This is a genomic window from Kitasatospora sp. NPDC036934 (assembly GCF_055608425.1).
The window spans coordinates 229937-242371 of sequence record NZ_JBVJQR010000002.1 but is presented as its reverse complement, the minus strand read 5'-3'; the positions used below and the strand labels follow the sequence as shown (position 1 = coordinate 242371).

11 protein-coding genes and 1 pseudogene are annotated in these 12435 nt (G+C 74.6%); 10 read left to right on the top strand and 2 right to left on the bottom strand.

The window, feature by feature from the left end; all coding sequences use genetic code 11:
• Nucleotides 1-65: 65 nt before the first annotated feature.
• Nucleotides 66-1274, bottom strand: coding sequence for a mannose-6-phosphate isomerase, class I (gene manA, locus ACZ7BZ_RS03855; RefSeq protein ID WP_470356970.1), 1209 nt, complete (start codon nucleotides 1272-1274; stop codon nucleotides 66-68).
• Nucleotides 1275-1562: 288 nt separating this feature from the next.
• On the opposite strand from manA, the gene ACZ7BZ_RS03850 reads away from it, so the two are divergent.
• The gene (locus ACZ7BZ_RS03850) at nucleotides 1563-2330 is read left to right on the top strand and encodes a polyprenol monophosphomannose synthase (RefSeq protein WP_380458460.1); all 768 of its coding nucleotides are present in this window, start codon (nucleotides 1563-1565) and stop codon (nucleotides 2328-2330) included.
• Nucleotides 2331-2404: 74 nt separating this feature from the next.
• On the opposite strand, the gene ACZ7BZ_RS03845 is transcribed toward ACZ7BZ_RS03850, so the two are convergent.
• Nucleotides 2405-2812, bottom strand: coding sequence for a winged helix-turn-helix transcriptional regulator (locus tag ACZ7BZ_RS03845; RefSeq protein ID WP_470356969.1), 408 nt, complete (start codon nucleotides 2810-2812; stop codon nucleotides 2405-2407).
• Nucleotides 2813-2919: 107 nt separating this feature from the next.
• Here ACZ7BZ_RS03845 and ACZ7BZ_RS03840 point away from each other — a divergent pair, with 107 nt between their 5' ends.
• The 9 genes and pseudogenes from ACZ7BZ_RS03840 to ACZ7BZ_RS03800 all read left to right on the top strand — a co-directional run bounded on the left by ACZ7BZ_RS03840 (nucleotide 2920) and on the right by ACZ7BZ_RS03800 (nucleotide 12413).
• A complete protein-coding gene (locus ACZ7BZ_RS03840; protein ID WP_470356968.1) occupies nucleotides 2920-3567 on the top strand; it encodes an FMN-dependent NADH-azoreductase in 648 nt (215 codons plus the stop codon).
• A 111-nt stretch (nucleotides 3568-3678) separates the two neighbouring features.
• Nucleotides 3679-4620, top strand: a complete 942-nt coding sequence (locus ACZ7BZ_RS03835; RefSeq protein WP_470356967.1) for an MBL fold metallo-hydrolase — start codon at nucleotides 3679-3681, stop codon at nucleotides 4618-4620.
• 17 nt (nucleotides 4621-4637) lie between these two features.
• A pseudogene (locus ACZ7BZ_RS03830) lies at nucleotides 4638-5620 on the top strand (NTP transferase domain-containing protein).
• 20 nt (nucleotides 5621-5640) lie between these two features.
• Nucleotides 5641-6825: a molybdopterin molybdotransferase MoeA gene (locus ACZ7BZ_RS03825; protein ID WP_470356966.1), complete on the top strand. Its 1185-nt coding sequence runs from the start codon at nucleotides 5641-5643 to the stop codon at nucleotides 6823-6825.
• Between the two features lie 22 nt (nucleotides 6826-6847).
• Entirely contained in the window at nucleotides 6848-7906 is a 1059-nt protein-coding gene (locus tag ACZ7BZ_RS03820; RefSeq protein ID WP_470356965.1) for a potassium channel family protein, read from the top strand.
• Between the two features lie 36 nt (nucleotides 7907-7942).
• The gene (locus ACZ7BZ_RS03815; RefSeq protein ID WP_470356964.1) at nucleotides 7943-8920 is read left to right on the top strand and encodes an NAD(P)H-quinone oxidoreductase; all 978 of its coding nucleotides are present in this window, start codon (nucleotides 7943-7945) and stop codon (nucleotides 8918-8920) included.
• Between the two features lie 126 nt (nucleotides 8921-9046).
• Nucleotides 9047-9835 carry a hypothetical protein gene (locus ACZ7BZ_RS03810; RefSeq protein ID WP_470356963.1) on the top strand — a complete coding sequence of 263 codons (789 nt, stop codon included), beginning with the start codon at nucleotides 9047-9049 and terminating at the stop codon, nucleotides 9833-9835.
• A gap of 244 nt (nucleotides 9836-10079) precedes the next feature.
• A complete protein-coding gene (locus ACZ7BZ_RS03805) occupies nucleotides 10080-10694 on the top strand; it encodes a bacterial proteasome activator family protein (protein ID WP_380458476.1) in 615 nt (204 codons plus the stop codon).
• Between the two features lie 267 nt (nucleotides 10695-10961).
• Nucleotides 10962-12413, top strand: coding sequence for a protein kinase domain-containing protein (locus tag ACZ7BZ_RS03800; RefSeq protein WP_470356962.1), 1452 nt, complete (start codon nucleotides 10962-10964; stop codon nucleotides 12411-12413).
• Nucleotides 12414-12435: the final 22 nt, after the last annotated feature.

Below are 12435 nucleotides of genomic sequence, written 5' to 3'. Positions count from 1 at the left end.
ACAGCACGAAGGGCTCGCCCCCACTGGGGGCGAGCCCTTCGCCGTACCCGCCCCTCCGGGCGGGCTCAGACCGTGACGGTGGCGCGGAAGAGCGTGCCGGCGGCGCCGGAGAGCCGGGTCGGGGTGCCGGTGGCCGGGAGGAAGGCGGACTGGCCGCGGGCGAGGTCCAGCACGGTGCCGTCGGCGGCGGTGAGCCGTACGGCGCCCTCGGTGCAGAGCAGGATCTGCGGGGTGCGGCCGTCGATCTCGCGCTCGACGCCGGCCAGCTCGAAGCGGGAGAGCCGGAACTCGTCGATCGGGACGGGGTAGAGCTGCTCGCCGGGGGTGGTCCCGACCGGGACGGGGTGCACCACCTCGGGCGCGCAGGGCTCGAAGAGCACCACCTTGAGCAGTTCCGGCACGTCGATGTGCTTGGGGGTGAGGCCGGCTCGCAGGACGTTGTCCGAGTTGGCCTGGAGCTCCACGCAGACCCCGGACAGGTAGGCGTGCGGCACCCCGGCGCCCAGGTAGAGCGCCTCGCCGGCCCGCAGCCGGACGTGGTTGAGCAGCATGCCGGCGAGCACGCCGCGGTCGTCCGGGAAGTCCTTGGCGATCCTGGCGTACGGGGCGTGCTCGCCGTCCGGGTCCGTCCCGGCCAGTGCGGCGACGGTGTCCCGGACGGTCCGCCCGGCGGTCTCGTCGTCCATGGTGAGCAGGGCGGCCAGGGCGTCGCGCAGGGCCCGGGCCTCGGCCTCGGGGCCGCCGGGGGCCCCGACCGACAGCAGTGCGATCACCGGGGCCAGCCCGGGCACCCCGAGGGCGGCCATCAGCGCGGCCGCCGCGCCGGGCCGGCGGAAGCCGCACAGGCCCTCGAACTCGCCCAGCGCGCAGACCATTTCGGGCTTGTGGTTGTCGTCGCGGTAGCTGCGCCCGGGGGCGTCCAGCGGGATGCCGAGGGCGTTCTCGGCGGCGAAGCCGGCCCGGGCCTGGTCCAGTGTGGGGTGGGCCTGGATGGACAGCGGGATGCCCGCGGCGAGCACCTTGAACAGGAACGGCAGGCTCGGGCCGAACCGGGCCACGCTCGCCGCGCCGAGTTCGCCCTCGGGGTCGGCCGCGATCAGCTCGTCCAGCCGCCTCGGGCCCTCGCCGCGGTCGGCGCGGGACGGGTCGCCGGGGTGGGCGCCCATCCACAGCTCGGCCTGCGGTTCGCCGGTCGGTTCCTGCCCCAGCAGCTCGGGCAGGGCCGTGAGCGACCCCCAGGCGTACGGGCGGACGGTGTTGACGAGCCTGTCCATGCGCGCGGTCCTACTCCTTCGCTGACGGGGCGGCCCGGGCACGGGCAAGGGCATCGACCCTAGCTGACCTGGGTCGCCCGCGGGGAAACGGCGGCCATCCGGTGGGAGTGCCGTGGTCCGACCGGTGGTTCCCGGGCGCGGTAGTAGGATGCCAGGACGCAGTAGTCTTCGCCCCCCGCAGCATTCTCCACCGTGGTCATCCCGTCGGCGGGCTGTCGGCGGGGCCGCGTTCCAGAGTGCGGGCGACGGTGTTCTGATACTCCCCGCCATCGGCCGAGAGGTTTGTACGTGACCGTGAACCAGCAGAGTTTTGCTGATCTCGGCAGGGTCCTGGTGATCATCCCGACCTACAACGAGGCGGAAAACGTCGAGCGGATCGTCGGCCGGGTCCGGGCCGCGGTGCCCGAGGCCCATGTGCTGGTCGCCGACGACAACAGCCCTGACGGCACCGGCGAGCTGGCCGACAAGCTGGCCACCGAGGACCAGAACGTGCACGTCATGCACCGCAAGGGCAAGGAGGGCCTGGGCGCCGCCTACCTCGCGGGCTTCCGCTGGGGCATCGACAACGGCTACGACGTCCTGGTCGAGATGGACGCGGACGGCTCGCACCAGCCCGAGGAGCTGGACCGGCTGCTGAGCGCGCTGCGCGGCGCAGACCTGGTGCTCGGCTCGCGCTGGGTGCCGGGCGGCCGGGTGGTCAACTGGCCGAAGTCCCGGCTGCTGCTCTCGCGCAGCGGCTCGACCTACTCGCGGCTGATGCTGGGCGTGCCGATCCGGGACGTCACCGGCGGCTACCGGGCCTTCCGCAAGGAGACCCTGCTGGGCCTGGGCATGGACGAGGTGGCCTCGGCCGGGTACTGCTTCCAGGTCGACCTGGCCTGGCGCACGGTGAAGGCGGGCTTCAAGGTCGCCGAGGTGCCGATCACCTTCGTCGAGCGTGAGCTCGGCGCCTCCAAGATGAGCCGCAGCATCGTGGTCGAGGCGCTCTGGCGGGTGACGTCCTGGGGCGTCGCCGACCGGGTGGCTCGACTGCGCGGCGGTGCCGCGCAGGGCTGAGCAGCTGCACGAAGGGCCCGTCCGCCGTTGTCGGCGGGCGGGCCCTTCGGCGTGTCCGGGTGCGGCCGGGCGGGTCAGCAGCCGCCCTTGAGGGCGTCCTCCGGCAGGTAGCGGTCGGCCCAGACGGCCAGTTCGGTGAGGGCCGGCTTCAGCGCGATCCCGCTCTCGGTGAGCCGGTACCTCACCCGCAGCGGGGGGCCGGGGTCGACCTCGCGGACGACCAGTCCGGCCTCGGTGAGCTCGGTCAGTCGGTCGGAGAGCATCCGCTCGCTGATGCCCGGGACGGTGCGGCGCAGCTCGGAGAAGTGGGCGGGGCCGCCGTTGTTGAGCACGCCCAGCAGCAGACCGGTCCAGCGCTTGCCGAGCAGGGTGAACACCCGGTTGAGGGCGAGCTCGACGTTGAAGCAGCCGCCGTGGCCCTCGGGGGCGCCCGCGTCGACGGCGGTCGGAGCTGCGTCGGGGACTACCTGGGGCTCGGCCATGGCTCCAGCCTACTCGACCCGTCCCTAGTGACTATAGAAAAGTAAGCTGCTACGTTACTTGCAGCTGCGACGGAAACCGTAGCTACTTATCCTCTGGAGGCTCTGCCATGCCCACACTGCTGCACATCGACTCCTCGGCGCTCACCGACGGCTCCGTCTCCCGCGAGGTCACGGCCGCGTTCCGGGACGCCTGGCAGGCCGAACACCCCGGCGGCACGGTGATCCACCACGACCTCGCCGCCGCCCCGCTCCCGCACCTGGAAGCCGCCGGCATCACCGCCGGATACCTCCCGGCCGAAGCCCGCACCGCCGAGCAGGCCGCCGCCTTCGCGCTCCGCGAGCAGCTGATGGTCGAGCTGGAATCCGCTGACGCGGTGCTGATCGGCGCCCCGATGTACAACTTCACGATCCCGTCGACCCTCAAGGCCTGGCTGGACCACGTGATCCTGATGGGCCGCACCGCCGGCGACCGGCCCTCCGCCAAGGGCACCCCGGTGACCGTCGTCGCCTCCCGCGGCGGTTCGTACGGCCCGGGCGCCCCGCGCGAGCCGTACGAGTTCGTCACCACCTACCTGGAGAAGGTGCTGGGCGGCGGGCTCGGGCTGGAGGTCGACTTCATCGTCCCGGAGCTCACCCTCGCGGCGAGCGTCCCGCAGCTGGCCGAGTTCGTCCCGCGGGCCGTCGAGTCCAAGGCGCAGGCGCTGGAGCAGGCCGCCCGCCGGGGCAAGGAACTCGCCGCCCGGGCCGCGGTGTGACCTGCCCCTGAAGGCGCGCCCCGCCGGGCGCGCCTCCCGCGCAATCGGCCGCCGGTGCTCCCATGCTGTAGGGCGCAAGGAGTCCGACCGCCGAACCAGAGGGAGCAGCCCGTGACGTCGTCCCCGCCCGAGGAGAGCGCCGGCGCGGAACGGGCCGACACCGAGCCCGTCGCGCCCGGGGCCGCCGACGACGCCGAGCGCCCGGCCCCTCCGCTGGAGGTCGCCGTCTTCACCGGGCCCGAGTCGGCCTTCTTCACCACCTCCACGCTGATCCTCGGCGAGCGGACCGCGATCCTGGTCGACGCCCAGCTCACCCGCAGCGCCGGGCGCGAACTGGCCGAGTGGGTCGCGGGCAAGGGCCGTCGGCTGCTCGCCATCGTGATCACCCACCAGCACCCGGACCACTACTTCGGGGCCGAGGAGGTGCTGAGGCTCTTCCCGGACGCCCAGCTGCTGGCCGCCCCGGCGGTGGTCGAGGGCATCCGGCGGACCGTCGTGGCCAAGGTCGCCCAGTGGAAGCCGGTCTACGGCGACGACATCCCGGACCACCCGCTGGTCCCCGCCCCGCTGCTGCCGCAGCCGCTGATGCTCGACCGCCAGGTGATCCCGGTGCTGCTGCTCGGCCAGGCCGACTGCGGGGAGTCCACCGTCGTCCACGTGCCCAGCATCCGGACCGTGATCGCCGGGGACTTCGCCTGCAACGGCACCCACGTCTGGACCGCCGACACGACCCCGGCCCAGCGCACCACCTGGGGCCACAACCTCGGCCGGATCGCCGACCTCGGCGTCGACCGGGTCATCGCCGGGCACCGCGCCCCCGAGCAGGGCGACGACGCGGACCGGGTGCTCGCCTTCACCGGGGAGTACCTCAAGGACTTCGACCGGCTGCTGGCCGAGCACCCGGACGACCCGGAGGCTCTGGTCACGGCGATGAACGAGCGGTACGGGGAGCTCACCCTGCCGTCCTTCCTGGAGCTGGGCGCCGCCGCCAACACCGCGCGGGCGGCCTCCCCGGCAGCCGAGGCGGAGGCGGAGGACGGGGCGAGCGAGTAGGACGGGATACTGGCCGCATGGCGACGCTGTACGACGTGATCGTTCCGGCCGGCGGCTCGGCCCGGCGGCTCGGCGGGGCCGACAAACCCGGCCTGACCGTCGGGGAGACGACCCTGCTGGACCGGGTGCTCGCCGCCTGCACCGGTGCCCGGACCACCGTCGTGGTCGGCCCCGCCCGGCCGACCGCGCGCGCGGGTGTCCACTGGACCAGGGAGCAGCCGCCCGGCGGCGGGCCGGTCGCCGCCGTCGCGGCCGGGCTCGACCTGGTCACCGCCGACCTCGTGCTGCTGCTCGCCGCGGACCTGCCCTTCCTGGACCGGCGCACGGTGGACCGGCTGGCAGACGCCCTCGACGGGGCCGGGTCGACCGTGGACGCCGCCCTGCTGGTCGACGCGGGCGGCCGTGACCAGCCGCTCGCCGCCGCCTACCGCACCGCCCAGCTGCGCGCCGCGCTCGCCGCCCTCGGCGACCCGGCCGGGCAGCCGCTGCGCCGCCTCGTCGGCGGACTGGCCGGGCTGCGGGTCGCCGACACGGACGACGTCGCGTACGACTGCGACACCTGGGAGGACCTCGAACAGGCCCGGGAGCGGGAGAAGTCCTGACCGGCCCTCACCGGTTCCGGCCCCGGACCGTGAGGGAAACGACGCGCGCCGCACACGGGGCGAACACCTCGGGGAAACCACCGATCAGGCAGCATGGGCGCATGGAGCGCACGCTGGAAGACTGGATCGCCGAGGTCAAGGCCGACCTGGGCATCGACCTGGACGTGGACGTCCGGGGACTGCTCGACACGGCCCGGGTGGTCGCGCACGGGGTGGCCCGGCCGGCCGCGCCGCTGACCGCCTTCCTGGTCGGCTACGCGGCCGCCCGGCAGGGCGGCGGGGCGGAGGCCGTCGCCGAGGCGTCCCGGCGGACCGCGGCGCTCGCCGAGCGGTGGGCGCTGGCCGAGGACGGCCCGGCCGGGGACAGCCCGGGCGACGACAGCCCGGGCGAGCCGTGAGCGCGGTCGGGCAGACCACCGTGACCGCCCCCGTCACCGGCCCCGGCGTGCTGAGTTGGCCGCGCGCCCGGGAGACCGCGCGCCGGGCCGGGCTGCGCCCGCTGCCGGAGATCGGGCGCCCGCTGGCCGAAGCGCTCGGACACGTCCTCGCCGAACCGCTCGGCGCGCTCACCGACCTGCCCGCCTTCGACACCTCCGCGATGGACGGCTGGGCGGTCGCCGGCCCCGGGCCCTGGCGGGTCGCCGGGAAGGTGCTGGCCGGCCGCACCGAAGTGGCCCCGCTGGCCGACGGCAGCGCCGTCGAGATCGCCACCGGCGCCCAACTGCCGCCCGGGGCGACCGCTGTACTGCGCCGCGAACACGGCCGGACGGACGGCACGCTGCTGCGCGATCGCGGCCCGCAGCCGCTGACCACCGGTCAGGACGTCCGCCCGCGCGGCCAGGAGTGCCGCCGGGGCGAGGAGTTGCTGCCCGCCGGGACGGTGGTCGGGCCCGCCGTGCTCGGCCTGGCCGCCGCCTGCGGCCACGACCGGCTCGCCGTGCGCCGTCGCCCGGTCGTCCAACTGCTCATACTGGGCGACGAGTTGCTCCGTGCCGGGATCCCCGGCCCGGGGCTGGTCCGGGACGCGCTGGGCCCGCTGCTGCCGCCCTGGTTGCGGGCGGCCGGTGCCGAGGTCGCCGAAGTCCGGTGTGTCCGCGACGACTTCGGGCTGCTCCGGGACGCCCTGCGGCACTCCACCGCCGACGTCGTGGTCACCACCGGCGGAACGGCTGCCGGGCCGGTCGACTTCCTGCACCGGGCGCTCGCCGAAGCCGGCGCCCGACTGCTGGTCGACGGCGTGGCCGTCCGCCCCGGACACCCCATGCTGCTGGCCGAACTCCCCGGTGGGCGCCATCTGGTGGGCCTGCCCGGCAACCCGCTGGCCGCCGTCGCCGGCATGGTCACCCTCGCCCTGCCGCTGCTGCACGCCCGCGGCGGGCGGGGTGCCACCGCGCCCGCGCTCGCCCCGACGGCCGTCCCGCTGCCCGGACACCCGGTGGACACCCGGCTCCAGCCGGTGCGGCGCACCGCCGCGGGGGTCGTCCCGCTCGCCTTCGACGGGCCCGCGATGCTGCGCGGCCTCGCCCGGGCCGAGGCGCTGGCCGTCGTCCCGCCCGGCGGGGCCGGCGCGGGGGAGGCCGTCGAACTGGTGGAGGCGCCGTGAGCGGGCGGAGCGAGGTGGGCGGATGAGCCGGCTGAGGCGCATCTCGGCGCCCGGCACGGAGCCGTGGGCGGACGCCGGGATCGTGCTGCCCGCCCGGCGGACCGCGCCCGCGGTGCGGCAGGTCGGCTCCCGGCTGCTGCTGGCGCTCGCCGTGCTGGTCGCCACCTCGGTGATCGTGTACCTCGACCGGGCCGGCTACCACGACAACGCGGGTGGCGATCTCAGCTTCCTGGACGCGGCCTACTACGCCACCGTGACGCTCTCCACCACCGGCTACGGCGACATCACCCCGTACAGCGACGGCGCCCGGCTCACCAACATCTTCGTGATCACCCCGCTGCGCGTGGTGTTCCTGATCATCCTGGTCGGCACCACGCTGGAGGTGCTCACCGAACGCACCCGTCTGCAATGGCGGTTGAACCGCTGGAGGTCCACCGTGCGCGAGCACACCGTCGTCATCGGCTTCGGGACGAAGGGGCGCAGCGCCGTCGACACCCTGCTCGGGCAGGGGGTGAAGGCGGAGGAGATCGTCGTCGTCGACCCCCAGCGCAAGGTCATCGAACACGCCTCCCAGCACGGCCTGGTCGGGGTGGTCGGTGACGCCACCCGCACCGACACCCTGGTGCGGGCCGCGGTACCGGGCGCGGCCCGGATCGTGGTCGCCCCGGAACGGGACGACACGGCGGTGCTGATCACCCTGACGGTGCGCCAGTTGAACAAGGGTGCCACCGTGGTCGCCGCCGTAAGGGAGGACGAGAACGCCCCGCTGCTGCGGCAGAGTGGTGCCGACGTCGTGGTCACCAGCTCCAGTTCGGCCGGGCGGCTGCTCGGGCTGTCGATGCTCAGCCCGCACGCCGGAGCGGTGATGGAGGACCTGCTCACCTACGGGAACGGGCTGGACGTGGTCGAACGGCCGGTCACCCGGGCCGAGGCCGGGCACGGTCCGCGCGAGTGCGAGGAGTTGGTGCTCGCGGTGGTGCGGGGCCGACGGGTGCTCAACTACACCGAGCCGGAGGCCGCCGTGCTGCAGCTCACCGACCGGGTGATCGTCATCAAGTCGGCCGGTCCGGGCGGGGCCTGAACCCCGGATCGCCGTAGGGCGAAGTAGGTTCGGGGCATGCATGCGATGACGATTCCCGTACCCGGCGGCCCCGAGGCACTGGTGTGGGCCGAGGTCCCCGATCCGGTGCCCGGCGAGGGCGAGGTCCTGGTCGAGGTGGCGGCCACCGCCGTCAACCGTGCGGACCTGCTCCAGCGGCAGGGCTTCTACAACCCGCCGCCCGGCGCCTCGCCCTACCCCGGGCTGGAGTGCGCCGGGCGGATCGTCGCGCTCGGGCCGGGTGTGGCCGGCTGGGCCGTCGGCGACCGGGTGTGCGCGCTGCTGGCCGGTGGCGGCTACGCGCAGAAGGTCGCGGTGCCGAGCGGGCAGCTGCTGCCGCTGCCCGAGGGGCTGAGCCCGGAGCAGGCCGCGGCGCTGCCCGAGGTGGCCTCCACGGTGTGGTCCAACGTCTTCCTCACCGCCCACCTGCGGCCCGGCGAGACGGTGCTGCTGCACGGCGGCGCCAGCGGGATCGGGACGATGGCGATCCAGCTGGCCAAGGCCGTCGGCGCACGGGTCGCGGTCACCGCGGGCAGCGCCGAGAAGCTGGCCCGGTGCGCCGAGCTGGGCGCCGACATCACGATCGACTACCGCGAGCAGGACTTCGTCGAGGTGCTGCGCGAGGCCACCGGCGGGGCCGGGGCGGACGTGATCCTGGACATCATGGGTGCCAAGTACCTGCAGCGGAACGTGGACGCCCTGGCCGTCAACGGACGGCTGGTGATCATCGGGTTGCAGGGCGGGGCCAAGGGCGAACTCGACCTCAACGCGCTGCTGCGCAAGCGTGCCGCGGTGATCGCCACCAACCTGCGCGGGCGGCCGCTCGCGGAGAAGGCGGCGATCGTGGCGGCGGTGCGGGAGCACGTGTGGCCGCTGGTCGAGTCCGGAGTGGTGAAGCCGGTGGTGGACCGGGTGCTGCCGCTGACCTCGGCCGGGGACGCGCACCGGGTGCTGGAGGCGGGGGAGCAGGTCGGGAAGGTGGTGCTGAAGGCCTGACGGGCTGCGCGGCGGGTGCGCCGGCGTCCGAAATGCCGCGATTGTCGGAGTGTGTGAGGCTGGTCCGGAGCTGTCCCACCGCCGACCCCGCCCCGGGCGCGGTCGGCCGTCGGAAGGACTCCGACCGTGGCCGCACCTCCGTACGTCGTCCTCGGGCCGCTGCCCGCCGCGCTCCACCACCGCACCGACCCCCGGCTCCGCCGTGCCCGCCGGCTGTTCGCGGCAGCCGTGCTGGGACTGACCCTCCCGCTGGCCGCCGCGACCGTGGCGGCCGCCGAGCCGGCGCCGACCGCCTCGGTGCCGGCGGACTCCTCGGCTCCGGCGGACTCCTCGGCCACCGGGGCCGACGACCAGGCCGAGCCGGACGGGCCGGCGACGGGTGCCGACGACCAGGACGGGTCGGACGACCCGTCCGGCCCGGCGGCGGATGACGACCAGGCCTGGACGGAGCCGGAGGGGCCGTCGCCGAAGGCCGCGCCGCCGCAGTACCCGGCGCCCGACCGGTCGCGCCCGGACCTCGCCGGACTCCGGGCCCACCGGCACCACCCCGCGGCGGTGCTGGAGCACCCGGACACGGCCGTGGAGCAGGTGCCGGACCAGGCTCCCGGCCAGCTGCCGGACCAGGTGCCCGGCCAGGCACCGGACCAGGCCGTCGAGCAGTCGCCCGAGCAGGGCCAGGACCCGGCCGCCCCGGACACCTCGGACACCTCGGACGCCCCGGACGACTCCGCTCCGGCCGCCGACCAGGACACCGTCACGGCGGCCTCCGGCCAGCCCGTGGCCGCCGCGGCCGTCCCCGCCATCCTCCCCGCCCGCTGGCAGGACCCCTCCACGCTCCAGCTGCCGCTGGGCGCAGGCCTGGGGCTGATCGGCTGCGGCCTGGGGCTGATCGGCCTGCGTCTGCGCAAGGGCTGAGACGGGGCGCTTCGGGGCCCGGGGCGTGGAGATTCGGTGGGGGTTCGCGGAGTGCGGCCCTCCTGGGTGGGGTGGGTTTCGCGGGGTGATGGGGGAGGTGCTGTGTGCGGCCGGGCGGGAACCGAGTAGCCGTACGGATTCCCGGGCGGGCCGTGGGGGCGTACGGTCGTCGGGGGGTGGCGCAGGACGGCGGGACGCACGGGGGCTTCCGCCCGACCAACCCCAGTGAGAGAGAATGTTGTTCATGACGAATCCGATGAACGAGCGCTCGTCGCAGGAGCCCTTCCGGGCCGCCGGCGGGCAGTCGCAGGACGGCCAGAAGGTGCTGATCGTCGGACCGGACGGACTGCCCGTGGGCCAGGGGTTCGCCGGGGCGCCGATGGAGGGGGACGACGAGGCGGACGTGCCGCGCGAGCTCCCGGTGACCGAGATGGTCGAGCAGCCCGCCAAGGTCATGCGGATCGGCAGCATGATCAAGCAGCTGCTGGAAGAGGTCCGGGCGGCGCCCCTCGACGAGGCGAGCAGGGTCCGGCTGAAGGACATCCACGCCAGTTCGATCAAGGAGCTGGAGCTCGGGCTGGCCCCGGAGCTGGTGGCCGAGCTGGAGCGGCTCTCGCTTCCGTTCACCGACGACACCATCCCGACCGAGGCCGAGCTGCGGATCGCCCAGGCCCAGCTGGTGGGCTGGCTGGAGGGCCTCTTCCACGGCATCCAGACCGCCCTGTTCGCCCAGCAGATGGCCGCCCGGGCGCAGCTGGAGCAGATGCGCCGCGCGCTGCCGCCCGGTCTGCACGGGGGCGAGGCGGACGAGGAGGACCCGGGCCAGAGCCGCGGCATCCGCTCCGGCCCGTACCTGTAGGCCCACCGGGCCCGCCGCGGGGTCCGGACGTACCACGAGGATCCGCCCCGGACCGCGCCGCCGCAGCAGGGTGCGGGTGGTCCGGGGGCAGGATCGGCCCTGGGCCGAGCACCGTCGGCGGAAGCCGATACCCTGACCCCTGTCGCAGGCCGGTGGAGCCGCCGCGACAGGGGTTCGCCGGGCCAGCGGGCCGGGCCCACCACGTACGGACGAGACCGAACGTCACGGTTGCGGCAGGACCACCGCGCCGAGGGGGAGCAGAGGACCATGAGCGAGCACGGCAACGCGGCGGCCGAGGGCTTCTCCCTGGGCAACGGCCGCTATGTGCTGCAGCGGCTGCTGGGCGAGGGCGGCATGGCTTCCGTGCACCTCGCGTACGACAGCGTGCTGGACCGGCAGGTGGCGCTGAAGAGCATGCACAGCGAGCTGGGCCGGGACGACTCGTTCAAGGAGCGGTTCCGCCGCGAGGCCCAGGCGGTGGCCCGGCTGGAGCACCCGAACATCGTCACGGTGTACGACAGCGGCGAGGACGTCGCCCCGGACGGCTCCAGCACGCCGTACATCGTCATGCAGCTGATCGACGGCATGGGCCTGCGCGAGTCGATCAACGAGGCGGTCGCCCAGTACGGCGCGATGCCGACCGAGGATGCCCTGCGGGTCATCGTCGGCGTGCTGAACGCGTTGGAGGCCTCGCACGACATGGGCCTGGTGCACCGCGACATCAAGCCCGGCAACGTCATGTTCGACCGCAAGGGCAACGTCAAGGTCATGGACTTCGGCATCGCCCGGGCGCTGGAGTCGGGCGTCACCTCGATGACCCAGACCGGCATGGTGGTCGGCACCCCGCAGTACCTCTCGCCCGAGCAGGCGCTCGGCAAGCCGGTCGACGCCCGCTCCGACCTGTACTCGGTCGGCGTGATGCTCTTCGAGATGCTCACCGGCCAGCTGGTCTTCGACGGCGACTCGGCCTTCTCGATCGCTTACAAGCACGTCCAGGAGGAGCCGCCGGCCCCCTCCAGCCTGAACGCCTCGCTCACCCCCGTGGTGGACGCCTTCGTGGCGCAGGCGCTGCGCAAGGACCCGGCGCACCGCTTCCAGAGCGCCGCCGCGATGCGGGACGAGGCGGAGCGGCTGATCGCCGAGCTGAAGGGCGGCGGGGCCGGGCACGCGCTGCAGGCCAGCTCCCCACTGGTGATCAAGGAGGGACCGCGCTCGGTGCACGCGACGCCGCAGGCGCCGCAGACCCCGCACCCGCAGTACCTCCAGCAGGGGCAGCCCCAGCCGCCGGCCCCGCAGTACCAGACGCCGCCGCCGGCCTACCAGACCCCGCACCCGCAGTACCTCCAGCAGGGGCAGCCCCAGCCGCCGACGCCGCAGTACCGGACCCCGCCGCCGGCCTACCAGACCCCGCGCCCACAGGCGCCGCACACCCCCCAGCCGCAGTTCCTCCAGCAAGGGGGGCCGCAGCAGGGCCCGCGGCCGATGCCGCCGGGCCCGCAGACGATGCCGCCGTACCAGCAGCCGAAGCCCAGCAGCGGCGGCTGTTCCACGGCCTTCGTGGTGATCGCGATCATCGTCGGCGTGCTGGTGCTGGCGGGCATCATCATCGCGATCGTGGTCAACAAGGCGCAGAACAGCACCGGCGGGAAGTTCCACTCCGAGCGCCCGGCCGCGGTCGTCCTGGTGGACCCGCAGGCCGACCGGAACGGGCTGCTCTGACGGTTTCCCGCCGTTCTGCGGG